Raw genomic sequence first — 24,772 nt, 5'->3', positions numbered from 1 at the left:
CGGACCCTCCGGATCACCGCTGATACGCACCCCGGGCAGCCCACGGGCGCATCCGCGACTCCCCACCCCGTTAGACTCGGCCTTTGGCACCTTTGCGTCCTCGGTCGTCGAGCGGGGGCCCAGCCACCCCATCGGAAGTACGGGAAGAGATGTCGGCACCCAACAAGTCGTATGACCCGGTCGAGGTCGAGGCACTGAAACCGGAAGAGATCGAGCGCATGCGCGACGAGGCGCTCGCCGCCTTCGCCGCCGCCGGCGACCTTGAGGCGCTCGCCGCCGCGAAGGTCGCCCACACCGGCGGCACCTCGCCGCTCGCGCTCGCCAACCGGGAGATCGGCGCGCTGCCGCCGCACGCCAAGGCGGAGGCCGGCAAGCGCGTGGGCCAGGCCCGCGGCGCGGTCAACAAGGCGCTCGCCGCCCGCCAGGCCGAGCTGGAGGCGGAGCGTGACGCCCGTGTGCTGGTCGAGGAGGCCGTGGACGTCACACTGCCGTACGACCGCGTCCCGGCCGGCGCCCGCCACCCGCTGACCACGCTGTCGGAGCGCATCGAGGACATTTTCACGGCCATGGGCTACGAGGTCGCCGAAGGCCCCGAGGTCGAGTCCGAATGGCTGAACTTCGACGCGCTGAACATCGCCGCGGACCACCCGGCGCGCGGCGAGCACGACACCTTCTTCGTCCAAGGCCGTGAGGCGGACCAGGACTCCGGCGTCGTGCTGCGCACCCACACCTCGCCCGTGCAGGTCCGCTCCCTGCTCGACCGCGAGCCGCCGGTGTATGTCATCTGCCCCGGCCGCGTCTACCGCACCGACGACCTGGACGCCACGCACACCCCGGTCTTCCACCAGGTCGAGCTGCTCGCCGTGGACGAGGGCCTGACCATGGCCGACCTCAAGGGCACCCTCGACCACATGGTCCAGGCGCTCTTCGGCGGCGAGGGCATGAAGACCCGGCTGCGGCCGAACTTCTTCCCCTTCACCGAGCCGTCCGCCGAGATGGACATGGTCTGCTACGTGTGCCGCGGCGAGTCCGTGGGCAACCCGGACCGGCCCTGCCGCACCTGCTCCAGCGAGGGCTGGATCGAGCTCGGCGGCTGCGGGATGGTCAACCCCAAGGTGCTCATCGCCTGCGGCGTCGACCCTGACAAGTACAGCGGATTCGCCTTCGGGTTCGGCATCGAGCGGATGCTGATGTTCCGCCACAACGTCGAAGACATGCGAGACATGGTCGAGGGTGACATCCGGTTCACCCGGCCGTTCGGGATGGAGATCTGATGCGGGTCCCGCTTTCCTGGCTGCGGGAGTACGTCGACCTGCCGGCGACTCAGACCGGCCGTGACGTCCAGGCCAAGCTCATCTCCGCGGGCCTTGAGGTCGAGACCGTCGAACAGCTCGGCGCCGGGCTCAAGGGCCCGCTCGTCGTGGGCAAGGTCCTCACCGTCGAGGAGCTGACGGAGTTCAAGAAGCCCATCCGCTTCTGCACCGTCGACGTCGGCGACGCCAACGGCACGGGCGAGCCGCAGGAGATCGTCTGCGGCGCCCGGAACTTCGCCGAGGGCGACAAGGTCGTCGTGGCGCTGCCCGGCGCGGTGCTGCCCGGCGACTTCCAGATCGCGGAGCGCAAGACGTACGGCCGGATGTCGCGCGGCATGATCTGCTCCGGCGATGAGCTGGGCATGGGCGACGACGGCAGCCACGGCATCATCGTGCTGCCGCCGGAGGCCGAGATCGGCGCCGACGCCGTCGAGCTGCTCCAGCTGCACGACGAGGTCCTGGACATCGCCGTCACCCCCGACCGCGGCTACTGCCTGTCCATGCGCGGAGTCGCCCGCGAGGCGGCCACCGCCTACGGCCTGCCGCTGCGCGACCCGGCGCTGCTCGATGTGCCCGCCCCGAACTCCTTCGGCCACGCGGTCAAGATCTCCGACCCGATGGGCTGCGACCGCTTCACCGCGCGCACCGTCGTCGGACTCGACCCCGAGGCCCGTTCCCCGATCTGGCTGCAGCGCCGCCTCCAGAAGGCCGGCATGCGCCCGATCTCCCTCGCCGTCGACATCACCAACTATGTGATGCTCGAAATCGGCCAGCCGCTGCACGCCTATGACCGCTCCCTGATCGACGGACCCATCGGCGTGCGGCGCGCCGAGCCCGGCGAGAAGCTCACCACCCTCGACGGCGTCCAGCGCACCCTGGACCCCGAAGACCTGGTGATCACCGACAACCGCGGGCCGATCGGCCTCGCGGGCGTCATGGGCGGCGCCAACACCGAGATCGCCGACTCCGTCCGCGACCCCGAGACCGGTGAGATCAAGGGCACCACCGAGGTCGTCATCGAGGCCGCGCACTTCGACGCCGTCTCCATCGCCCGCGCCGCCCGCCGCCACAAGCTCGGCTCCGAGGCGTCCCGGCGCTTTGAGCGGGGCGTCGACCCGCAGGCCACGGCGGCCGCCGCCCAGCGCACCGTCGACCTGCTGGTGCTGCTCGCCGGCGGCACCGCGGAGGGCGGCGTCACCGAGGTCATCGCACCGACCGCGCCGCGCGCCATCACCATGGCCGCCGACCACCCCGACCGGGTGGCCGGCGTCACCTACGGCCGCGAGACCGTCGTACGCCGCCTCCAGGAGGTCGGCTGCGACGTCTACGGCCAGGACGAGCTGGTCGTCACCGTCCCGTCGTGGCGTCCCGACCTGCACGAGCCGAACGACCTCGCCGAAGAGGTCATCCGGCTGGAGGGCTATGAGAACCTGCCCTCCACGCTGCCCACCCCGCCCGCGGGCCGCGGGCTGACCCCGCGGCAGCGGCTGCACCGCCGCGTCGGGCGCGCCCTGGCCGGGGCCGGCTATGTGGAGGCGCCGAACTACCCCTTCATCGGGGAGAGCGTGCTGGACCAGTTCGGCCTGGACGCGGACGACCCGCGCCGCACCGTCGTGACGCTGGCCAACCCCATCTCCGACGAGGAGCCCGCGCTGCGCACCACGCTGCTGCCCGGACTGCTCGCCACGCTGCGCCGCAACCACGGCCGCGGCGCGTCCGACCTGGCGCTCTTCGAGACCGGCCTGGTCTTCCGGCCGACCGGTGAGGAAACGGTCCCGCCGGCCGCCCTGCCCGTCGACCGCCGCCCCACCGACGAGGAGATCGCCGCGCTGAACGCCGCCCTGCCGCGGCAGCCGCGCCGTGTCGCGACCGTCCTGGCCGGTGCGCGCGAGCAGGCCGGCTGGTGGGGCGAGGGCCGCCCGGCCGACTGGGCCGACGCGATCGAGTCCGCCCGCACGGTCGCCCGCGAGGCCGGCGTCGACCTCGTCCTCCGCTCCGACCAGCACGCGCCGTGGCACCCCGGCCGCTGCGCCGCGCTGTACGCCGCCGTGGACGGCGAGGAGACCCTCGTCGGCCACGCGGGAGAGCTGCACCCGCGCGTCATCAAGGCGCTCGGACTGCCGGAGCGCACCTGCGCGATGGAGCTCGAACTGGATCTGCTGGAGCAGGCTGACCGGGGCCCCGTGCGCGCCCCGGGCATCTCGGCCTTCCCCGTGGCCACCCAGGACGTGGCGCTCGTCGTCGCCGACGACGTCCCGGCCGCCGAGGTGGAGCAGGCCCTGAGTGACGGCGCGGGCGAACTGCTCGAGTCCATCCGGCTCTTCGATGTGTTCAGCGGGGAACAGATCGGCGAGGGCCGTAAGTCGCTGGCGTACGCGCTGCGCTTCCGCGCCGCCGACCGCACCCTGACCGTCGAGGAGGCCTCGGCCGCCCGTGACGCGGCGATCGCCCTGGCGGGCGAGCGCACCGGGGCGGTGCTGCGCGGGGCCTGAGCAGCGGAACGGCCCGGCTGAAGGGGCGCACACGGACCGGCCGTGTGCGCCCCTCCGCCGTATCCGACCGCCCCTTCTGCCGTGTGTCCGGGGCAACTCCGACCGGTGCTCACTCATTTGGGTGAGTTCGTCGGACGATGTTCCTTTCAGCCCTTCGTGCTCGACAGAATCGAGCCGGTCGAAGGTGCGGGCCGGTGCGCCGGACAGGGTCAATGAGGGGATCATCCGCATGATCCGTATCAGATCTCGGAGCCCCTTTCCGCTCTCTCTGTGGGGGAGATCCGCGAGGGAGCGCCAGGCGCGGTTGCGCCGACTGCTGCCGATCGCCCTGCCGGTGGGCTGGGCCGCGGCCGCCGTCGTCTGGCGGCTGGTCTGCGCCCCCGACGAACCGGACGGGCAGGGTGAGCGGATCGTCACCTCCGTCGTCTTCTTCGCCACGGGCGTCGCCCTCGTCCTCGGCGTCCGCCGCGGGCTCTACCGTGAACTGCGCCGCGTCCGCGAAGTCGCCCACGCCGCCCAGCGGGTCCTGTTGCGGCCGCCGCCGCCCCGGCTGGACGGGCTTGCGCTGGCCGCCGGACAGCTGTCCGCCAGCCGTGGCGCGGCCGTCGGCGGTGATCTGTACGAGGCGGTCGCCACCCCCCATGGCGTCCGTCTCGTGATCGGGGACGTCCGGGGCCATGGCATCGGCGCGATCGGGGCCGTCGCCGCCGTCCTCGGCAGCTTCCGCGAAGCGGCGTACGACGAACCGGAACTCTGCGGGGTGCTGCGGCGGCTGGACCGCGCGATCCAGCGTCATCTGGGGGAGCGGGCGGGCGAAGGCCATCCAGCGGCGCGGCTTGACGCGCACCCGGCGGCCGAGGAGTTCGTCACCGTACTGCTGCTCCAGATCGGCCCGGACGGCAGGCTCACGGCGCTCAACTGCGGCCACCCCTGGCCCTATCGGCTGCGCTGCGGACCGCAGCCGCCCGCCGCACTGCCGCTCGCGGACGCGGACCCGCTGCCGCCGGTCGGCATGTTCCCGCTGCCGCCGAAGCTGCCGGAGCAGGAGTGCGGAAGGCTGCTGCCCGGCGACACGCTCGTCCTGCACACGGACGGGGCGGAGGACGCCCGCGACGCATCGGGCCGCTTCTTCAGCCTGGACGCCGCGCTGACCGACGCCGCGCTCGCCTGCGACGGCACACCGGTCCCGCCCGCCGCGGTGATCCACGCCGTGCACACGGCGCTGCTGCGGCATACCGGCGGCCGGCTCACCGACGATGTGGCGCTGCTGGTGTTGCGCAACGACCGTGCCCGGGTGCCGGCGCAGCCCGGAGAGACCGCGGAGACCGCGCCGCGCCGCACCCGGCCGGAACCCTCCAATCGCTGACGTCACGTTTACGGACTCGGCGCGGCCGGGCGTCGTCCGCCCTGCCGCGGAGTGTCGGGCAGATCAGCAGGGCAGACGACGCGAGCACGGGCCGCCGCATGTTTCGAGGGGGAGCCGGCGGCCCCGGCCGCCTCTGTGAGAGGGAGACAAGTCAACCGGCGCACCCGGCACGGCGGCAGAGCGCACGGGGCACAGACGCGGGCACTTGATTCACACCCCGTGCGAATCGCCCTCCACTAGGCTGGGCGCACCGAGTTGACGGAGGGGCACCATGCAGCCCAACACCCTGCTCGACGCCCTGCTCGACGAGGCGGGCATCTCCCACGCCGGGCTCGCGGCCCGCGTCAACCACGCGGGCCGGGCCAGAGGACTCGCGCTGCGCTATGAGCACACGGCGGTGGCGCGCTGGCTGAAGGGACAGCGCCCGCGGGGACAGGTGCCGGATCTCATCTGCGAGGTGCTCGCGGACCGGCTGCGACGGCCCGTCACACTCGGGGACATCGGTCTCGCGGTGCCCGGGGAGCCGCCGCCCGCCCTCGGCACCCCCCTCTCCGGATTCGTGGAGCGTGCCACCGCGCTGTGGCGCTCCGACGAGCAGCAGCGCCGCCACCTCCTCCAGGCCCCCGCCGTCACCGGCACGCCCGCCGTGATGCCCGTGTGGGAGTGGGAGAACCCGCCGGAGGACGCCGATGTGTCACGCGCCGGACAGACCCGCGTGTCCATGTCCGACATAAAGATGCTGCGCGCCGCCAGGGCCCACTACGAGCTGATGTACCGCAGAGCGGGCGGCGTCGCCACCCGCTCGCGGATCGTCGGCTTCCTCAACGCCGAGACCGCGCCGCTGCTGCGCGGCGGCTACAGCGACGCCCTGGGGCGGCAGCTGCACCGCGCCACCGGCGGACTGGTGGCGGTGGCCGGCATCTGCGCCTATGACTCCGACGCCCACGGTCTGGCGCAGCGCTACTTCCATCAGGCGCTGCGGCTGGCGAAGGCCAGCGGGGACCGCGGGCTCGGCGCCTATGTCATCGCGCTGCTGGTCAACCAGGCCCTGTTCATGGCGGAGTACCGGCAGGCGGTGGCCTTCGCCGAGGCGGCGCTGCGCGGCGCCGGGCGGGAGATCACCCCGGCTCTCGCCGCGGATCTGCATGCGATGCAGGCCAAGGCGTATGCGCATCTGGGCGACGGGAGCAGCGCGCTGCGGTGCATACGGCGGGCCGAGCTGGAGGCGGAGCGGATCAGCCCGGGCACGGAGCCGGACGAGACCGGCTATGTCCAGCCTGGTCTGGTGAACGTCCAGGTGGCGGAGGCGCTGCTGAGCCTCGGTGATCTGCCGGCCGCGCGGGAGCACGCCGCGGTCGCGGTGGACGCGCCCGCCCATGACCGCGGACGCGTGCACCGGCTCGCCATGCTCAGCCAGATCGAGCTGCGGCAGGGCGAGGCGGAGCGGGCGGCGTGCACCGCCGCGGAGATGGCCGAGCGGGCCAGGGGGATGGAATCCCAGCGGCTGCGGGACCGGCTGCGGGCGGTGCGCCGTCATCTGGCCGCGAGCGGCTGCACCGACGCGGAGGAGGCGGCCGAACTGATCGACGGGGCGTTGCGCGTTCCCCTCTGATCGTGCTCCTGCTGCGATATTGCCACCGACTCATCGAAAGGTGGCAGAAGCGTGCAGTGGACGAAATTAAGCGAACAGACCGTGTATGAAAACCGCTGGTTCCGCGTCAATCTGGCGGATGTGGCGCTGCCCGACGGGCGGCGTCTTGACCACTTTCTGATCCGGCTCCGCCCGGTCGCCGCCGCCACCGCGGTCAACGCGGCCAACGAGGTGCTGATGCTCTGGCGGCACCGCTTCATCACCGACAGCTGGGGGTGGGAGCTGGCCGCGGGGGTCGTGGAGGACGGGGAGGACGTGGCCGCCGCGGCCGCGCGGGAGATGGAGGAGGAGACCGGCTGGCGGCCGGGCCCCCTCCAGCATCTGCTGACCGTCGAGCCGTCCAACGGCCTGACCGACGCCCGGCACCACCTCTACTGGTCCGAGGAGGCCGCGTACATCGGCCCCCCGGAGGACGACTTCGAGTCCTCGCGCCGCGAGTGGATCCCGCTGAAGCTGATCCCCGACATGATCGCCCGCGGCGAGATCCCCGCGGCGAACATGGCGGCGGGCCTGCTGATGCTGCACCACCTGCGCCTGGGCTAGCCCCGGCCCGCGCGGGAACGGGGTGCGGGGCTTTCCGCTCCGCACCCCGTGCACGACGTCCCCGCCGCGCGGCGGGGGTGCGGGGGCGGCAGCCCCCGCTTCAACCTCCCACCGCCTCCCAGAGCGCGACCGCCAGCGCCCCCAGCGCGGTGAGCGCGGCCACCGCGGGCAGGGGCCACCTGCCGTGTTCCAGCGAGCCGACGCGTGCGGCGAGGTCGGACAGGTCCCGGTCGATCTGTTCGTTGCGCTGTGCCAGCAGCGCGAGTTGGCCGTCGATGCGGGCCAGGCCGACGTCGATGCTGCGGCGCAGTTCTGCGAACTCCTCGACGACCACTAAGTGATCAGGGCCGGTGGTCACGGATGGACTCCTTAAGCAGGGGGAAAGTCGTGCGCGGACCCTTGGCTGAGCGAGTCCGAGTCAACTCCCCCTGACAGAAGGGCGGGAGTGTGTGCGCAGGGCATATGCGAGCACGCCCCGCACACTCCGTGTGAAGCGTTCCGGGTGGACCGGTCTCTCAGGAGTACGGGTAGAAGCCGGCTCCCGACTTCCGCCCCAGCCGCCCCGCGTCGACCATCCGCTGCAGCAGCGGAGGCGCGGCGTACAGCGGCTCCTTGAACTCCGCGTACATCGAGTCCGCCACGGACGCGACCGTGTCCAGACCGATGAGGTCGGAGAGCTTCAGCGGCCCCATCGGATGGGCGCAGCCGAGCTCCATGCCGTTGTCGATGTCCTCACGGCTGGCGATGCCCGACTCGAACATCCGGATCGCGGAGAGCAGATACGGGATGAGCAGGGCGTTCACCACAAAGCCAGAGCGGTCCTGGGCACGGATGGCGTGCTTGCCCAGCACCTGCTGGACCACGGCCTCGGAGCGCTTGACCGTCTCCTCGGAGGTGGTCAGCGCGGGGATCAGCTCGACGAGCCGCTGCACCGGCGCGGGGTTGAAGAAGTGGATGCCGATGACCTGGTCCGGCCGGGAGGTCGCCACCGCCAGCTTCACCAGCGGGATGGAGGAGGTGTTGGAGGCGAGGATCGCGTCCTGCCTGGTCACCACCTGATCCAGGACCTGGAAGATCTCGGTCTTGACCTGCTCGTTCTCCACGACCGCCTCGATCACGAGATCGCGGTCCGCGAACTCCCCGAGATCGGTGGTGAAGGTGAGCCGCTCCAGTGTCGCGTCGCGCTCCTCCTCGGTGATCTTGCCGCGCTCCGCGGCCTTGGCCAGAGAGTTGTACAGGCGGGTACGGCCGATCTCCAGGGCCTCCCCCGTGGTCTCGGCGACCTTCACCTCCAGGCCGCTGCGTGCGCACACCTCCGCGATGCCCGCGCCCATCTGGCCGCAGCCCACCACTCCGACGCGTGCAATGTCGGCCATTGAGTCCGTCACCTCGTGCCCTTCGCTCAGCTCCTGCGGCAGGCCCCCCGTACGGTTCCGGCGCCCGCCTCGACCCCCCGACGTTACTCCGACTGCCTCTGTGCAGGGCGGCCAGGGGCGGGCATGCTGTCCGGACATGGGAGCTGAAATCCGAACAGTCACCCGGCACACCGGGAGAAGAAGGCTTGTGCTCGGCGCCGCCGGCGCGCTGGCTGCCGCGCTGACGCCGGCCGGGGCCGCCTTCGCCGCATCCGCACCCGGACGTACACCCGCACCCGCGCGCAAGACCCGCCGGGGCCGGTGCGCCCGGGACTTCCGGGGCATGTGGGCGGCCACCGTCTCCAATCGCGACTGGCCCTCCCGGCCCGGTCTCGACGCCGCGCGGCAGCGCGCCGAACTGGTCGACCTCCTCGATGCGGCCGTGGTCCGGCGGCTGAACGCCGTCGTCTTCCAGGTCCGCCCCACCGCGGACGCCCTGTGGCCCTCCCCGTACGAGCCCTGGTCGCAGTACCTCAGCGGGGTACAGGGCCAGGACCCCGGCTGGGACCCGCTCGGCACGGCGGTGCGCGAGGCCCATGCGCGTGGGCTGGAGCTGCACGCCTGGTTCAACCCGTACCGGGTCGCCGTCCACGACGACCCGTCGCGGCTGGTGTCCTGCCACCCGGCCCGGCAGCACCCGGAATGGATCGTTCCGTACGGCGGCCGGCTCTACTACAACCCGGGCCTGCCCGAGGTGCGGCGCTTCGTCCAGGACGCGATGCTGGACGCCGTCGAGCGCTATGACATCGACGCCGTCCACTTCGACGACTACTTCTATCCCTATCCGGTCGCCGGGGAGCCGTTCGACGACGATGACGCCTTCGCCCGCTACGGCACGGGCTTCGAGGACCGGGCCGCCTGGCGGCGGGACAACACCGACCGGCTGGTGTCCGAGATGGCCGACAGGATCAAGGGCATCAGGCCGGGCGCCCGCTTCGGCATCAGCCCCTTCGGGGTGTGGCGCAACGCCGACAGCGATCCGCGGGGCTCCGACACCCGGGCGGGCGTGCAGACCTACGACGATCTCCACGCCGACACCCGCAAGTGGGTCAGGGAGGGCTGGCTCGACTATGTCGTGCCGCAGCTGTACTGGCACATCGGCTTTTCCGCCGCCGATTACGCGCGGCTGACGCCCTGGTGGGACGAGGTGGCCGCGGGCACCGGTGTGGACCTCTACATCGGGGAGGCGCTCTACAAGGCAGGCGCGCCCGGCCAGCCAGACGCCTGGCAGGACCCGGCGGAGCTGTCCCGCCATCTCACGCTCGCGGCCGCGTACCCGCAGGTCCGCGGCCACTGCTACTTCTCGGCGAGGGAGGTCGTGCAGGACCCGATCGGCGCGATGGCCAAGGTGGTCTCCGACCACTACACCGACCGGTGAGAGGTCTTGCGCCGAGTGCGTCTAGTGGTCGTTCTTGTCCGGGAAGTGGCGGACGACGGTGTCGGGACCGGGAGACATCAACGTCTCGTGCCCGTCCTCGAACCGGACCCGGAAGGGCGGCCCGCCGTTCTCACCCAGCACTTCGATGACCTCGGCCGTCCTGTCGTGCTGGCCGACGATCCTGCCGTGCACCACCAGCCTGTCGCCCTTGCTTGCGTGCATCGGGGTGACCTCCTCGAAGACGGTCGTCCGTGAAGCGGTGGTCCGTACTGAACAGTCTAAAGGCGCGCGGCCTGCTTGCACCTCAGTTGCCAGCCTTCTGAGTGACGGCGATGCACACCAGGACGGCCACGGCGGCCGCCGGCGCGGCGGGCGAGACGCGCTCGCCGAGCAGTGCGAACGACCATACGAGCGTCAGCAGCGGCTGGGCGAGCTGGAGCTGGCTCGCCCGGGCGATCCCGATCGCCGCCATGCCCCGGTACCACACGTACATCCCGGCGAAGCTGGACCCGGCCGCCAGCCACAGCAGCCCCGTCACGCCCCGGGCGGTCGGCGCCGCCGGCTCATGGGCCAGCGCGAGGGCCGCCCCGGCGAGCATCAGCGGCAGGGACAGCACCAGCGCCCAGCCGATCACCTGCCAGCCGGGCATCAGCCGCGCCAGCCTGCCCCCCTCGGCGTAGCCGACGGCGCACACCAGCAGCGCGGCGAACAGATACAGCTCGCCGGTGTGCAGCGCTCCGCCGCTCTGCCCCACGGTGAAGGCCGCGACGACCGCGGCCCCCGCACCCGCAGCCAGCCAGAACCTCCGTGAGGGGCGGTGGGAGGTGCGTACGGCGGCGACGGCGGCGGTCGCGAGCGGCAGCAGCCCCACCACGACGGCCGCGTGCGAGGTCGCCGACGTCTGCAGCGCGAGCGTCGTCAGCAGCGGGAAGCCGAGCACGACGCCGCCCGCCACCGCCGCGAGCGGGCCCCAGTGGCGGCGCTGGGGCAGCGGCGCCCGCAGCGCCAGCAGAAAGCCGCCCGCGATCAGCGCCGCGAGCACGCTCCGCAGCGCCACCAGCGACCAGGGGCCGAAGCCGTCCAGGCCCCAGACCGTGGCTGGAAAGGTGAGGGAGAAGACGACGACGCCGAGCGCCGCGAGGGCAGCGCCCGGGGTGGTGCTGCCGCCGATCGCTATCGCCGGAGGAGTAGTAGCGCTATTCTGTACCGTCATGCAAGAGCGTAGCAGTGTGGTCGAACTGGCGAATTCGCTGCGGCGGGAGCTGAAGCGCTATCCAGTCGGTGGAAAGCTGCCGTCCAGCCGGTCGCTCGTCGAGCGCTATCGGGTCTCCCCGGTGACCGTCTCGCGTGCGCTGGCGCAGCTCTCCGCGGAAGGGCTGGTCGTCACCCGGCCGGGCGCGGGCGCCTTCCGGGCACAGCCGCGTGGAGACGCCCCGACCCCCGCGGACACCTCCTGGCAGGAGGTCGCCCTCAGCGCCGACGCCTCCGCGGAACCCGTGCCGCGCGCGGTGGACGCCTCCGGCGTCCTGGTCACCCTCGCCGCGCCGCCGCCCGGCGTCGTGGAGTTCAACGGCGGCTATCTGCACCCCTCCCTCCAGCCGGAACGGGCCATGGCCGCGGCCCTCGCCCGCGCCGGGCGGCGGCCCGGAGCATGGGGCCGCCCACCCGTCGAGGGCCTTCCCGAGCTGCGCGCATGGTTCGCCCGCGGACTCGGCGAGACCGCATCCGCCGCCGATGTGCTGGTCACGGCGGGCGGCCAGTCCGCGCTGAGCTGTGCGCTGCGCGCCCTCGCCCCGCCCGGCGCGCCGGTGCTCGTCGAGTCGCCCACCTACCCCGGCATGCTGGCCATCGCCCGCGCCGCCGGGCTGCGGCCGGTGCCGGTCCCCGCGGACGACGACGGCGTACGGCCCGATCTGCTCGCCGCGGCCTTCGCCGCCACCGGCGCCCGCGTCTTCGTCTGCCAGCCGCTCTTCCAGAACCCCACCGGCGCCGTCCTCGCGCCCGGGCGCCGCCCCGAGGTGCTGCGCATCGCCCGCGACGCGGGAGCGTTCGTCATCGAGGACGACTTCGCCCGGCGGCTGGCCCACGAGGACGCCGGCGAGGTGCCCGCGCCGCTCGCCGCCCTCGACCGGGACGGAGTCGTCGTCCACGTCGGCTCGCTCACCAAGGTGGCCTCGCCGAGCCTGCGGGTGGGCATGCTCGCCGCGCGCGGGCCGGTGTTCGAACGGCTGCGCGCCATCCATGTCGTCGAGAACTTCTTCGTGCCGCGCCCGCTGCAGGAGACCGCCCTCGAACTGGTCGGCTCGCCGTCCTGGAGCCGTCATCTGCGGACGGTCGCCTCCGAGCTGAAGAGCCGCAGGGACACCATGGCCGCGGCGCTGCGGCTGCACCTGCCCGAGCTGTCCCTTCCGTATGTGCCCTCAGGCGGCTACCACATGTGGCCGCGGCTGCCCGAGGGCGCGGACGAGGCGGCCCTGGCGGCGGCAGCCCTGCGCGCCGGGGTCGCCGTCGCCCCCGGCCGCCCGTACTACTGCGCGGAGCCCCCGGCCGGCCGGCTGCGGCTGAGCTTCGCCGGGGTCGCGGGGACGGCGGAGATCACGGAGGGGGTACGGCGGCTGCGGGCCGCCTGCGACGAGGTTCTGCCGTCCTGAGACCGCACGGACGCGGCTGAGGCCGAATCGTTTCTTGACCAGGCGGGTCTGCATCAGCACGATCTGGCCATGGGTGTCCGGATCACGATGGTGGCCGCCGCGCGCAGCGCGTCCCTCCTTGCAGAGCGCTTCGGCGACGACCGGCCGCTCGACCACGCCGGCTGGCACGAGGTGCGGCTCGCCGCGCACGCCCTCGTGCCGCTGAGCGCCGCCGAGCTGCGCTACTGCTCGCCCACCCCGCGCTGCCGCGCCACCGGCGAGGCCCTCGGCTTCGCCCCCATGGCGCAGCCCGCCCTGCGCGACTGCGACATGGGCCGCTGGCACGGCTGCACGCTGGCCGAGGTGACAGCCCGGGAACCGGACGCGGTCGACGCCTGGCTCGCCGACCCGCGCTGCGCGCCCCACGGCGGCGAACCGCTGCTGTCCTTCATCACCCGCATAGGAGGCTGGCTGGACACCCGCCCCGCCGACGACGGCGGCTCCATCGTGGCGGTCGCCGAACCCGCCGTCGTCCGGGCGGCCCTGGTCTACGCCCTCAAGGCCCCGCCCTCCTCGTTCTGGAACGTGGAGGTGCGGCCCCTGTCGACGCTGACGCTCATGGGAATGCGGTCGCGGTGGAGCGTACGGCTGGAGATGGCGGCGTAGACGCGGTGCCGGTGTCCGGATCATTGCATAAAGCTGCGAAAGGCCGTATAGTCATGCCATCGAGAAGGAGGCTTCGATGGCGATTCGGGCGGCGGTGGCGGGAGCCAGCGGATACGCGGGCGGGGAACTGCTGCGTCTGCTGCTGGCGCACCCGGAGGTGGAGATCGGCGCCCTCACCGGCCACTCCAACGCGGGCCAGAAGCTCGGCGCGCTCCAGCCCCACCTGCTGCCGCTCGCCGAGCGGGTGCTCGAGCCGACAAGCGCGGCAGCGCTCGCCGGACATGATGTGGTGTTCCTCGCGCTGCCGCATGGACAGTCCGCGGCCGTCGCACAGCAGCTCGGCGACGAGGTGCTGGTCGTCGACATGGGCGCGGACTTCCGGCTCCGCTCGGCGGCGGACTGGGAGGCCTTCTACGGCTCCGAGCACGCCGGCGCCTGGCCGTACGGCCTGCCGGAGCTGCCGGGCGCCCGTGCCGCGCTGGAGGGGTCCAGGCGCGTCGCGGTGCCCGGCTGTTATCCGACGGCCGTCTCGCTGGCCCTGTTCCCCGCGTATGCGGGCGGGCTCACCGAGCCGGAGGCCGTGATCGTCGCCGCCACCGGCACCTCGGGCGCGGGCAAAGCGCTCAAGCCGCATCTGCTCGGCTCGGAGGTCATGGGCTCGATGAGCCCGTACGGGGTCGGCGGGGGGCACCGCCACACACCCGAGATGATCCAGAACCTCACCGCCGTGGCCGGGGAGCGGGTGAGCGTCTCCTTCACGCCCACGCTCGCCCCCATGTCCCGCGGCATCCTCGCCACCTGCTCCGCCAAGGCGAAGCCGGGCGCGACCGCGGCCGACGTCCGGGCCGTGTACGAGAAGGCGTACGCGGACGAGCCGTTCGTCAGGCTGCTCCCCGAGGGGCAGTGGCCCGCCACCGCGTCGGTCTACGGCTCCAACGCCGTGCAGATCCAGGTCGCCTACGACGCGGCCGCGGACCGCGTCATCGCGATCAGCGCCATCGACAACCTCACCAAGGGCACCGCCGGCGGCGCGGTCCAGAGCATGAACATCGCCCTGGGTCTCGGCGAGACCACAGGACTTTCCACGATCGGAGTCGCGCCTTGAGCGTCACGGCAGCACAGGGATTCACGGCGGCGGGGATCGCCGCCGGAATCAAGGAGAACGGCAACCCGGACCTGGCCCTCGTCGTCAACAGCGGTCCGCGCCGTGCCGCCGCGGGCGTCTTCACCTCCAACCGCGTCAAGGCCGCGCCGGTCCTGTGGTCCGAGCAGGTCCTCAAGGGCGGCGAGCTGGCCGCCGTCGTCCTCAACTCGGGCGGCGCCAACGCCTGCACCGGACCGAAGGGCTTCCAGGACACCCACGCCACCGCGGAGAAGGCCGCCGACGTCCTCGGCGTCGGCGCGGGCGAGGTGGCCGTCTGCTCCACCGGGCTGATCGGCGTACTGCTGCCGATGGACAAGCTGCTGCCCGGCGTGGAGAAGGCCGCGCGGGAGCTGTCCGCACACGGCGGCGAGAAGGCCGCCATCGCCATCAAGACCACCGACACCGTCCACAAGACCGCGGTCGTGACCAAGGACGGCTGGACGGTCGGTGGCATGGCCAAGGGCGCCGGCATGCTCGCCCCCGGCCTGGCCACCATGCTCGTCGTCCTCACCACCGACGCCGATGTGGAGGCCCCCGCGCTGGACAAGGCCCTGCGGCACGCCACCCGGCTCACCTTCGACCGGGTCGACTCGGACGGCTGTATGTCCACCAACGACACCGTGCTGCTGCTCGCCTCCGGCGCGTCCGGCGTGGCCCCGGCGCATGACGCGTTCGCCGAGGCGGTCCGCGAGGTCTGCGACGATCTGGCGCGTCAGCTCATCGGGGACGCCGAGGGCGCGTCCAAGGACATCCGCATCGAGGTGATCAACGCCGCGAGCGAGGACGACGCCGTCGAGGTGGGCCGCTCCATCGCCCGTAACAACCTCTTCAAGTGCGCCGTTCACGGCGAGGACCCCAACTGGGGCCGGGTGCTCTCCGCCATCGGCACCACTTCCGCCGCCTTCGAGCCCGACCGGCTCAACGTCGCCATCAACGGTGTCTGGGTCTGCAAGAACGGCTCCGTCGGCGAGGACCGCGACCTGGTCGATATGCGCTACCGCGAGGTCACCGTCACCGCGGACCTGGCCGCGGGCTCGGAGTCCGCTGTCATCTGGGCGAACGACCTCACCGCCGACTACGTCCACGAGAACAGCGCGTACAGCTCATGAGCACGACACGGAAGCACACCGCACTGCCCAAGGCCCAGACCCTCATCGAGGCGCTGCCCTGGCTGACCCGCCACAACGGCAAGACCGTCGTCATCAAGTTCGGCGGAAACGCCATGGTCGACGAGGACCTCAAGGCCGCCTTCGCCCAGGATGTCGTCTTTCTGCGGCACGCCGGCCTCAAGCCCGTCGTCGTCCACGGCGGCGGCCCGCAGATCAGCGCCCAGCTCGACAAACAGGGTCTGGTCAGCGAGTTCAAGGCGGGACTGCGGGTCACCACCCCGGAGGCCATGGACGTGGTGCGGATGGTGCTCGCCGGGCAGGTGCAGCGCGAGCTCGTCGGGCTGCTCAACCGGCACGGCCCGCTCGCCGTCGGCCTGACCGGCGAGGACGCCCACACCATCACCGCGACCAAGCACCAGCCGCGCATTGAGGGCAGGCTCGTCGACATCGGCCGGGTCGGCGAGATCACCGGGATCGACACCGGAGCGATCGAGGCGCTGCTCGACGACGGCCGCATCCCGGTCATCTCCTCCATCGCCCGCTCCGCCGACGACCACCACGTCTACAACGTCAACGCCGACACCGCGGCCGCCGCGCTGGCCGCCGCCCTCGGAGCGGAGACGCTGATGGTCCTCACGGATGTCGAGGGGCTGTACGAGGACTGGCCGGACAGCGACGAGGTCATCAGCAAGCTCACCGCCGCCCAGCTGGAGAAACTGCTGCCCGACCTCTCCAGCGGCATGGTGCCCAAGATGGAGGGCTGCCTGTACGCGGTGCGCAACGGCGTCACGACGGCCCGCGTGCTCGACGGGCGGGTGCCCCACTCGATCCTGCTGGAGATCTTCACGGACGAGGGCATCGGCACGATGGTCGTGGCCGACACAGACAGCGAAGAGACAGACGGCGGGGAGGCGGGGGAACCGGCATGAGCAACCAGGAGCTTTCGCGCCGCTGGCAGGGCGCGATGACGAACAACTACGGCACACCGGGGCTCGCTCTGGTCCGCGGCGAAGGCGCCCGGGTCTGGGACGCGGACGGCGTCGAGTACCTCGACTTCGTCGGCGGCATCGCGGTGAACGCCCTCGGCCACGCCCATCCGGCCGTCGTCGAGGCCGTCTCCCGGCAGATCGCCGCTCTGTCCCATGTCTCCAATCTGTACGTCGCCGAGCCGCCCGTCGTCCTCGCCGAGCGGCTGCTCCAGCACTTCGCCCGACCGGGCAGGGTGTTCTTCTGCAACTCCGGCGCCGAGGCGAACGAAGCCGCCTTCAAGATCGGACGGCTGACGGGCCGCCGGCATATGGTCGCCACCCACGGCGGCTTCCACGGCCGCACCATGGGCGCTCTCGCACTCACCGGCCAGCCGGGCAAGCAGGAGCCGTTCCTGCCGCTTCCCGGCGAGGTCAGCCATGTGCCGTACGGGGATGTGGAGGCGCTGCGCGCCGCGGTCACCGAGGACACCGCATTTGTCATCGTCGAGCCGATCCAGGGCGAGATCGGCGTGATCACACCGCCGCCCGGCTATCTCCGGGCGGCCCGGGAGATCACCCGTGCCGCCGGGGCGCTCCTCGTCCTCGACGAGGTGCAGACCGGCATCGGCCGCACCGGCCACTGGTTCGAGCACCAGGCTCACCAGGGCGTGGAACCCGATGTCGTCACCCTCGCCAAGGGCCTGGGCGGCGGTCTCCCCATCGGAGCGACCGTCGCCTTCGGCCAGGCGGCCGACCTCCTCAAGCCGGGCCAGCACGGCACCACGTTCGGCGGCAACCCGGTCGCCTGCGCCGCCGGACTCGCCGTGCTCGACACGCTCGCCGAAAACGGCCGGCTGGACGAGGTCAAGCGGCTGGGCGAGAAACTCCGCGAGGGAATCGAGTCCCTCGGGCACCCCGCGGTCTCCCATGTCCGTGGCGCGGGCCTGCTGCTGGGTATCGTGCTCAACGAGCCCCTCGCGCCCCGTGTGCAGCAGGCGGCTCAGGGTGCCGGTTTCCTGGTGAACGTCCCCGCCCCTGATGTTCTGCGGCTTATGCCGCCCCTGATCATCGGCGACGCGGAGGCGGACGCGTTCCTCCAGGCGCTCCCCGGCATCCTCGACGCGGGCTCGACAGGGACGGAGCCCGGGGCAGGACGATCCGGAGAATGAGACGACGATGACCGAGGCGCAGGACACCGAGCACGGAGGACCGGCGGTTCCACAGACCCGCACGGCCCGCCATCGCCGGATCGTGGACATCCTCAACCGGCAGCCGGTGCGCTCGCAGAGCCAGCTGGCCAAGCTGCTCGCGGACAGCGGGCTGAGCGTCACCCAGGCGACGCTCTCCCGCGACCTCGACGAACTGGGCGCGGTGAAGATCCGCAACACCGGCGGCGAGCTGATCTACGCGGTGCCGAGCGAAGGCGGATTCCGCACTCCGCAGGCTCCGCTCGGCGAGTCGGCCAAGGAGGAGCGCATGCGCCGCCTCTCCGGTGAACTGCTGATCTCCGCGGAGGCCTCGGCCAACCTCGTGGTGCTCCGCACCCCGCCCGGCGCCGCGCAGTTCCTCGCCTCGGCCATCGACCAGGCGGAACTCCACGCCATCCTCGGCACCATCGCCGGCGACGACACGCTCCTCCTGATCAGCCGCGACCCGACGGGCGGCCAGGCGCTGGCGGACCACCTGCTGCGGCTGGCCCAGAGCGGCCGCTAGCCGTCGAAGCGGGGGCTCCGCCCCCGGACCCCCGGCACAGCCTTCGGACGTGTCCTCGAACCCCGGACGGGCTGGAATTGGCTGCGCCTGAGTCCAGCCTCGCCGGCGTTCGAGGGGGGAGCCGAAAATTCAGCCTCGTGGGAGCACCTCCGTGGGGTCCCCCTGGGGGTACCCCCGGACGGAGTCTGGGGGAGTTTGAGGAGCGGGGGTCCGGGGACGTGCAGCGCGGGCGTCCGCTCAGTAGCGCGTGATCGCCGTCTCCCCGCCCGCCGTCCCGATCGCGATATGCGGCTCCCGCCCCCTGTCCACCCACGCCAGGATGCGCTCCATGGCGTCCTTGGGGACGGACACACAACCCGCCGTCGCGCCCTTCCCGTTGACGTGCAGAAAGATGCCCGCGCCGCGGCCCCGCACGGGCCGGTGGTAGTTGAAGCCGATGACCAGCGCCTGCGCGTACTGCGTGCGGTAGTCGGCCAGATGCTCGGACTCCGCGGCCCGGCAGTCCTCGGGCAGCCCTTCCACCCACCGGTTGTACGACCGTGACGCGTTGTCCTGGCACCACCAGGACGTCTGCGTCACCCTGCGATGGGGGTATTCCGTACCCGCGGGCGGGGCCTCGATGCCGAAGGCGTACGGCAGGTCGTACAGACCGGCGGGCGTGGTCGATGTGCCCTGCTCGCGGCGGTCGCCCGCCACCAGGCCGTTCGCCCCGAAGCGGGCCGGGGCCGACCCCGCCGCCACCCAGCGCCCGCCGCGCCGCCGGTCCCACCAGGTCACCCGGCCGGTCGTGGCGCCGGGGCCCGGCGCCTCGGCAGTGATCAGCTGACGGCCGCCTCCGGTGTCGGCCATCCGATGCGGCAGCGGCACGGGCCGATCCGCTGCGGCCGCGCCTGCGGGGGGCGCGGCCGCCATCGAGCCGGCGGCGAGCAGGAGCAGCACGGAGCGAAGTGCCGATGAGGGGCGCATGGTTCATGACCGTATGCGCACGGCCTGCCCGCCGCCGCCCGCACTGCGCCGTCCGGGCGGGCGAAGCCCCCCGTCAGTCCGCCCGCACGGGCAGCGGCAGCGGCAGGGGCGGCGGGCCGTCGAGGGAGGCTTACGCCTCGGCGAAGTGCTCGATGAAGTCGTGCCACGGCGGATCGTCAGTGCTGCCGCATCCGCCCCAGAACACCTTTGACAAAACATACGGAGGTCTGCATAGTTATACCCATCGTTGAATGCAGGGCATGCACCGTAAGGAGAAACCAGTGACCGAGCGCGTCGTACTCGCCTACTCGGGCGGTCTGGACACCTCCGTCGCCATCGGCTGGATCGCCGAGGAGACGGGCGCCGAGGTCATCGCCGTCGCCGTGGACGTCGGCCAGGGCGGCGAGGACCTGGACGTCATCCGCAAGCGCGCGCTCGCCTGCGGTGCCGTCGAGGCGGAGGTCGCCGACGCCAAGGACGAGTTCGCCGAGGAGTACTGCCTCCCGGCGATCAAGGCCAACGCCCTCTACATGGACCGCTACCCGCTGGTCTCGGCCCTCTCCCGGCCGACCATCGTCAAGCACCTCGTGGCCGCGGCGCAGAAGCACAACGCCTCGATCGTGGCCCACGGCTGCACCGGCAAGGGCAATGACCAGGTCCGGTTCGAGGCCGGCATCGCCTCGCTCGCGCCCGATCTGAAGTGCATCGCACCGGTCCGCGACTACGCGATGACCCGCGACAAGGCGATCGCCTTCTGCGAGGCGAAGCAGCTCCCGATCGCGACCACCAAGAAGTCCCCGTACTCCATCGACCAGAACGTCTTCGGCCGGGCCGTCGAGACCGGCTTCCTGGAGGACATCTGGAACGCGCCGATCGAGGACATCTACGAGTACACCTCCAACCCGGCCACCCCGCGCGACGCCGACGAGGTGATCATCTCCTTCAAGGAGGGCGTGCCGGTCGCCATCGACGGCAAGCCGGTCACCGTCCTCCAGGCGATCCAGCAGCTCAACGAGCGGGCGGGCGCGCAGGGCGTCGGCCGGATCGACATGGTCGAGGACCGGCTCGTCGGCATCAAGTCCCGCGAGGTCTACGAGGCGCCCGGCGCCATCGCGCTGATCACCGCCCACCAGGAGCTGGAGAACGTCACCGTGGAGCGCGAGCTGGCCCGCTACAAGCGGCAGGTCGAGCAGCGCTGGAGCGAGCTGGTCTACGACGGTCTGTGGTTCTCCCCGCTCAAGCGCGCCCTGGACGGCTTTGTCAACGAGGCCAACCAGCATGTCACCGGCGACATCCGGATGACCCTGCACGGCGGCCGCGCCGTCGTCACGGGCCGGAGGTCCGACCAGTCGCTGTACGACTTCAACCTCGCCACGTACGACACCGGGGACACCTTCGACCAGTCGAAGGCCCAGGGCTTCATCGACATCTTCGGCCTCTCGTCGAAGATCGCGGCACGGCGTCAATCGCGGGCATAGCCCGACAGCCCGACGTGACCTCGCCTGAGGCGTTCGCTCGTTACACCGTGCGTCGCGCTGCCTCCCCGCCCCCTCCGCGGCCGGGGAGGCAGCGGCACATCCACCCCTGTTGAGGAGCTAGAGCAGTGAGCAGCAGTGACAACGGTGACGTCCGGCTCTGGGGCGGCCGCTTCGCCGACGGCCCGGCCGAGGCGCTGGCCAAACTGTCGGCGTCGGTGCACTTCGACTGGCGTCTCGCCCCGTACGACATCGCCGGCTCGCGCGCCCATGCCCGCGTGCTCCACACGGCCGGACTGCTCACCGACGACGAGCTGACCCGGATGCTGGCGGGCCTCGACCGGCTGGAAGCGGATGTCGCCGACGGCTCCTTCACCGGCACCGTCGCCGACGAGGACGTGCACACCGCCCTGGAGCGCGGACTGCTGGAGCGGCTCGGCCCCGACCTCGGCGGCAAGCTGCGCGCCGGCCGGTCCCGCAACGACCAGGTCGCCACCCTCTTCCGGATGTATCTGCGCGACCACGCCCGGATCATCGGCGGGCTGATCACAGAGCTGCAGGAGGCGCTCGTCGGGCTGGCCGAGGCGCATCCGGACGTCGCCATGCCGGGCCGTACGCACCTCCAGCACGCGCAGCCGGTCCTCTTCGCCCACCATCTGCTCGCCCATGTCCAGTCCCTGTCCCGGGACGCCCAGCGGCTGCGCCAGTGGGACGAGCGCACGGCCGTCTCCCCGTACGGCTCCGGCGCGCTCGCCGGCTCCTCGCTCGGCCTCGACCCCGAGGCGGTCGCCAGGGACCTCGGCTTCGAGCACGGCTCAGCCGGCAACTCGATCGACGGGACGGCCTCCCGTGACTTCGTCGCGGAGTTCGCCTTCATCACGGCGATGATCGGGGTGAACCTGTCGCGGATCGCCGAGGAGATCATCCTCTGGAACACCAAGGAGTTCTCCTTCGTCACCCTCCATGACGCCTTCTCCACCGGCTCGTCGATCATGCCGCAGAAGAAGAACCCGGACATCGCCGAGCTGGCGCGCGGCAAGTCCGGCCGGCTCATCGGCAATCTGACGGGGCTGCTGGCCACCCTGAAGGCGCTGCCGCTCGCGTACAACCGTGATCTGCAGGAGGACAAGGAGCCCGTCTTTGACTCCTGCGACCAGCTGGAGGTGCTGCTCCCGGCCTTCACCGGGATGATGGCCACGCTCACCGTCAACCGGGAGCGGATGGAGGAGCTGGCTCCGGCCGGCTTCTCGCTCGCCACGGACATCGCCGAGTGGCTGGTCCGCAAGGGCGTGCCGTTCCGGGTGGCGCACGAGGTCGCGGGGGAGTGCGTCAAGGAGTGCGAGCGGCACGGGATCGAGCTGGACCAGCTCACCGATGAGCAGTTCGCCAAGATCTCACCGCATCTGACGCCCGAGGTTCGCACCGTGCTGAACGTCCCCGGCGCGCTCGCCTCCCGCAGCGGCCGCGGCGGCACGGCGCCCGCGGCGGTCGCCGTGCAGCTCGCCGAAGTCAAGGAGGATCTCGCGGTCCAGCGCGCCTGGGCCACGGCCAAGCGGTAGCGCTGCGCCCGTCTCTCCTCTCCGTTCTCCGTTACGCCGCCCTGCTCGTCCCGAGCAGGGCGGCGTCGCTGTTTCATCTGAGGCACTCACCTCCCGAGTGAGACATCCATGTCTCATATGGGATATGGTTGTCTCATGGCTATGGATCGTGATCAGGTACTCAAGGCCGCCGCCGCTCTGCTCTCCCGTAAGTCGACCGCCACGATGGACGAGGTCGCCCGGGCCGCCGGCATCGGACGCGCCACCCTGCACCGGCATTTCGCCGGGCGGGACGCCCTGGTCAGAGCCCTTGAGGGGCTCGGCATCCAGGAGTTCGAAGCGGCCCTCGACCGGGCCCGGGTCGACGAGGGCGGTGCGAGCGACGCACTGCGGCGGCTGATCGCCGAGATGGAGCCGGCGGCCGATCTGCTGGCCTTCCTCGTCACCGAGAACCAGCTCTTCGAGGGCGACCAGGTCAACGAGGGCTGGGCCCGGCTGGACGCCCGGGTCGCCGCCCTCTTCCGGCGCGGCCAGGAACGGGGCGAGTTCCGCATCGACCTCCCGCCCGCCTGGCTGACCGAGGCGCTGTACGGCCTCATCGGCGCCTGCGCCTGGGCCGTCATGGACGGCCGGGTCGCCAAGAACGATTTCCAGTACATGATCGCCGAGCTGCTGCTCGGCGGAGCACAGCGGAGTGTGGAGCAATGACCAGTACCGTCCGGCGCGCTACCGGGACGGACGACACCCTGCACCGGCCCGGGCGCTGGCTCGCCCTCGCGGTGCTGGCCCTGGCCGTGCTGCTGGTGGCCGTCGACGCCACGGTGCTCGGCCTGGCCACGCCGTTCCTCAGCGAGGACCTCGGACCGTCGGCCACCCAGCTGCTGTGGATCGGCGATGTCTACTCCTTCGTCATCGCCGGACTCCTGGTGTCCATGGGCAGCCTCGGCGACCGGATCGGCCGCAAAAAGCTGCTGCTGACCGGAGCGGTGGCGTTCGGCGCGGTCTCCGTGCTCAACGCCTACGCCACCACCCCCGAGCTGATGATCGCCGCCCGTGCGCTGCTCGGCGTCGCCGGCGCGACCCTTATGCCCGCCACGCTCGCGCTCATCCGGAACATCTTCCACGATCCCCGGGAGCGCAGCCTCGCCATCGGCATCTGGGGCGCGATGGCCTCCGCGGGCGCGGCCGTGGGGCCCGTCGTCGGAGGATTCCTGCTGGAGCACTTCTGGTGGGGCTCGGTCTTTCTGATCAACCTGCCGGTCATGGCCATCCTCGTCCTCGTCGGCGTCAAGCTGATACCCGAGTCCAAGAACCCGGTCACGGGCCCCTGGGACCTGGCCAGCGTCGCCCTCTCGCTCATCGGCATGGTCGCCGTCGTGTACGCGATCAAGGAAGCGGCCACCCATGGCCCGAGCTGGCAGGCGGGAGCCGCGGCGGTGATCGGACTGGCCGCTCTGTACGGATTCGTCCGCAGACAGCTCACCCTGCCCGCGCCGCTGCTCGATATGCGGCTGTTCCGGCACCGGGGCTTCTCCGGAGCCGTCCTCGCGGACCTGCTGACCATCCTCGGCCTGTCCGGTCTGGTGTTCTTCCTCTCCCAGTTCCTCCAACTGGTCCAGGAACGGCGGCCCTTCGAGGCCGGACTCGCCGAACTGCCCGCGGCGATCGGCGCGGTCGCCACCGGACTGGCGGCGGGCGCCGTCGCCCGGCGCTTCTCGGTACGGGGCGTGGTGGCCGGCGGCCTGGCCGCGGTGGGCCTCGCGCTCGGCGGGCTGACCCTGGTCAGCCAGTCCACCGGCTATCCGCTGCTCGGCGCGATCCTGCTGGTCGTCGGCGCCGGGGCCGGCTTCTCGTTCACCGTCACCGCCGATGTGATCCTCTCCAGCGTGCCGAAGGAGCAGGCGGGGGCGGCCTCCGCGGTCTCCGAGACGGCGTACGAGCTGGGCGCGGCGCTCGGCATCGCGCTGCTCGGCTCCATCGTCACCGGCGTCTACCGCGGCTTCGCGACGCCGGACGGAATCCCCGTGGGGGTCGCGTCCGCCGCGCATGAGTCCCTCGGCGGCGCGGTGGAGGCGGCGGCCGGGGTGCCCGGCGAGACGGGCGCGGCGCTGGTCGCCGCGGCGCAGCGGGCCTTTGTCGACGGTCTGCATGTCGCCGCGGCCGTCAGCGCGGTGGTGCTGCTGGCCACTGCGGCGGCGGCGTGGTTCCTGCTGCGGGGCCAGCGCCTTGAGGCGCACGCGGACCACCCGTAACTGGGGCTCCGCCCCCGGACCCCCGCGCCTCAAACGCCGGCGGGGCTTGAGTGTGCTGCCTCTTGCGCCTCAAACGCCGGCGGGGCTGGGTTTCTGGCCCTTTGCGCCTCAAGTGCCGACGGGGCTGAATGTGTGCTTCCAACGTCGGCGGGG

The 24,772-nt window shown here is 72.0% G+C and carries 22 protein-coding genes; 17 read left to right on the top strand and 5 right to left on the bottom strand.

Going from position 1 to position 24,772, the window contains the following annotated elements:
- The first annotated feature begins 149 nt into the window (after positions 1-149).
- The 5 genes from pheS (at position 150) to OF819_RS24315 (ending at position 7,365) form a co-directional block, all read left to right on the top strand.
- Entirely contained in the window at positions 150-1,274 is a 1,125-nt protein-coding gene (pheS, locus tag OF819_RS24335) for a phenylalanine--tRNA ligase subunit alpha (RefSeq protein WP_267245765.1), read from the top strand.
- Positions 1,274-3,805 carry a phenylalanine--tRNA ligase subunit beta gene (gene pheT / locus OF819_RS24330; RefSeq protein ID WP_267245764.1) on the top strand — a complete coding sequence of 844 codons (2,532 nt, stop codon included), beginning with the start codon at positions 1,274-1,276 and terminating at the stop codon, positions 3,803-3,805. The genes pheS and pheT overlap by 1 nt, the downstream gene beginning before the upstream one ends.
- Before the next feature lie 229 nt (positions 3,806-4,034).
- Positions 4,035-5,171: a PP2C family protein-serine/threonine phosphatase gene (locus tag OF819_RS24325; RefSeq protein WP_416370616.1), complete on the top strand. Its 1,137-nt coding sequence runs from the start codon at positions 4,035-4,037 to the stop codon at positions 5,169-5,171.
- A gap of 271 nt (positions 5,172-5,442) precedes the next feature.
- Entirely contained in the window at positions 5,443-6,783 is a 1,341-nt protein-coding gene (locus OF819_RS24320; protein ID WP_267245762.1) for a transcriptional regulator, read from the top strand.
- 51 nt (positions 6,784-6,834) lie between these two features.
- Complete coding sequence (locus tag OF819_RS24315) at positions 6,835-7,365, top strand: NUDIX domain-containing protein (protein WP_267245761.1); 531 nt, start codon at positions 6,835-6,837, stop codon at positions 7,363-7,365.
- A gap of 100 nt (positions 7,366-7,465) precedes the next feature.
- On the opposite strand, the gene OF819_RS24310 is transcribed toward OF819_RS24315, so the two are convergent.
- Positions 7,466-7,723, bottom strand: coding sequence for a hypothetical protein (locus tag OF819_RS24310; RefSeq protein WP_240137334.1), 258 nt, complete (start codon positions 7,721-7,723; stop codon positions 7,466-7,468).
- Positions 7,724-7,880: 157 nt separating this feature from the next.
- Complete coding sequence (locus tag OF819_RS24305) at positions 7,881-8,741, bottom strand: 3-hydroxybutyryl-CoA dehydrogenase (protein WP_267245760.1); 861 nt, start codon at positions 8,739-8,741, stop codon at positions 7,881-7,883.
- Between the two features lie 136 nt (positions 8,742-8,877).
- On the opposite strand from OF819_RS24305, the gene OF819_RS24300 reads away from it, so the two are divergent.
- Complete coding sequence (locus tag OF819_RS24300) at positions 8,878-10,158, top strand: glycoside hydrolase family 10 protein (protein ID WP_267245759.1); 1,281 nt, start codon at positions 8,878-8,880, stop codon at positions 10,156-10,158.
- 21 nt (positions 10,159-10,179) lie between these two features.
- Here OF819_RS24300 and OF819_RS24295 read toward each other — a convergent pair whose 3' ends face one another.
- Positions 10,180-10,380, bottom strand: coding sequence for a DUF1918 domain-containing protein (locus tag OF819_RS24295; RefSeq protein WP_267245758.1), 201 nt, complete (start codon positions 10,378-10,380; stop codon positions 10,180-10,182).
- Positions 10,381-10,462: 82 nt separating this feature from the next.
- Positions 10,463-11,371 carry a DMT family transporter gene (locus OF819_RS24290; protein ID WP_267245757.1) on the bottom strand — a complete coding sequence of 303 codons (909 nt, stop codon included), beginning with the start codon at positions 11,369-11,371 and terminating at the stop codon, positions 10,463-10,465.
- On the opposite strand from OF819_RS24290, the gene OF819_RS24285 reads away from it, so the two are divergent.
- The 7 genes from OF819_RS24285 to OF819_RS24255 all read left to right on the top strand — a co-directional run bounded on the left by OF819_RS24285 (position 11,370) and on the right by OF819_RS24255 (position 18,388).
- Positions 11,370-12,809, top strand: coding sequence for a PLP-dependent aminotransferase family protein (locus OF819_RS24285; protein ID WP_267245756.1), 1,440 nt, complete (start codon positions 11,370-11,372; stop codon positions 12,807-12,809). The two genes, OF819_RS24290 and OF819_RS24285, sit on opposite strands and share 2 nt — an antisense overlap.
- A 69-nt stretch (positions 12,810-12,878) precedes the next feature.
- A complete protein-coding gene (locus OF819_RS24280) occupies positions 12,879-13,454 on the top strand; it encodes a histidine phosphatase family protein (RefSeq protein ID WP_267245755.1) in 576 nt (191 codons plus the stop codon).
- Between the two features lie 76 nt (positions 13,455-13,530).
- Positions 13,531-14,559: an N-acetyl-gamma-glutamyl-phosphate reductase gene (gene argC / locus OF819_RS24275; RefSeq protein WP_267245754.1), complete on the top strand. Its 1,029-nt coding sequence runs from the start codon at positions 13,531-13,533 to the stop codon at positions 14,557-14,559.
- Positions 14,556-15,707, top strand: a complete 1,152-nt coding sequence (gene argJ, locus OF819_RS24270; RefSeq protein ID WP_267245753.1) for a bifunctional glutamate N-acetyltransferase/amino-acid acetyltransferase ArgJ — start codon at positions 14,556-14,558, stop codon at positions 15,705-15,707. Before argC ends, argJ begins: the two co-directional genes overlap by 4 nt.
- Positions 15,704-16,636 (top strand): acetylglutamate kinase, encoded by a 933-nt coding sequence (gene argB, locus OF819_RS24265; protein ID WP_267245752.1) that lies wholly within the window; start codon positions 15,704-15,706, stop codon positions 16,634-16,636. Before argJ ends, argB begins: the two co-directional genes overlap by 4 nt.
- Positions 16,633-17,844, top strand: coding sequence for an acetylornithine transaminase (locus OF819_RS24260; RefSeq protein ID WP_267245751.1), 1,212 nt, complete (start codon positions 16,633-16,635; stop codon positions 17,842-17,844). Before argB ends, OF819_RS24260 begins: the two co-directional genes overlap by 4 nt.
- A gap of 7 nt (positions 17,845-17,851) precedes the next feature.
- On the top strand, positions 17,852-18,388 hold the full coding sequence (locus OF819_RS24255) for an arginine repressor (protein ID WP_267245750.1): 537 nt from the start codon (positions 17,852-17,854) through the stop codon (positions 18,386-18,388).
- A 237-nt stretch (positions 18,389-18,625) separates the two neighbouring features.
- Here OF819_RS24255 and OF819_RS24250 read toward each other — a convergent pair whose 3' ends face one another.
- Positions 18,626-19,354 (bottom strand): L,D-transpeptidase family protein, encoded by a 729-nt coding sequence (locus OF819_RS24250; RefSeq protein ID WP_267245749.1) that lies wholly within the window; start codon positions 19,352-19,354, stop codon positions 18,626-18,628.
- Positions 19,355-19,635: 281 nt separating this feature from the next.
- On the opposite strand from OF819_RS24250, the gene OF819_RS24245 reads away from it, so the two are divergent.
- The 4 genes from OF819_RS24245 (at position 19,636) to OF819_RS24230 (ending at position 24,619) form a co-directional block, all read left to right on the top strand.
- Complete coding sequence (locus tag OF819_RS24245) at positions 19,636-20,832, top strand: argininosuccinate synthase (RefSeq protein ID WP_267245748.1); 1,197 nt, start codon at positions 19,636-19,638, stop codon at positions 20,830-20,832.
- Positions 20,833-20,957: 125 nt separating this feature from the next.
- Positions 20,958-22,388: an argininosuccinate lyase gene (argH, locus tag OF819_RS24240; RefSeq protein WP_267245747.1), complete on the top strand. Its 1,431-nt coding sequence runs from the start codon at positions 20,958-20,960 to the stop codon at positions 22,386-22,388.
- Between the two features lie 135 nt (positions 22,389-22,523).
- Positions 22,524-23,075: a TetR/AcrR family transcriptional regulator gene (locus tag OF819_RS24235; protein WP_267245746.1), complete on the top strand. Its 552-nt coding sequence runs from the start codon at positions 22,524-22,526 to the stop codon at positions 23,073-23,075.
- A complete protein-coding gene (locus OF819_RS24230; protein WP_267245745.1) occupies positions 23,072-24,619 on the top strand; it encodes an MFS transporter in 1,548 nt (515 codons plus the stop codon). Before OF819_RS24235 ends, OF819_RS24230 begins: the two co-directional genes overlap by 4 nt.
- Positions 24,620-24,772 lie beyond the last annotated feature (153 nt).

Source organism: Streptomyces sp. PR69, assembly GCF_026420845.1.
Lineage (GTDB): Bacteria > Actinomycetota > Actinomycetes > Streptomycetales > Streptomycetaceae > Streptomyces.
This window is presented reverse-complemented; position numbering and strand designations above follow the sequence as displayed.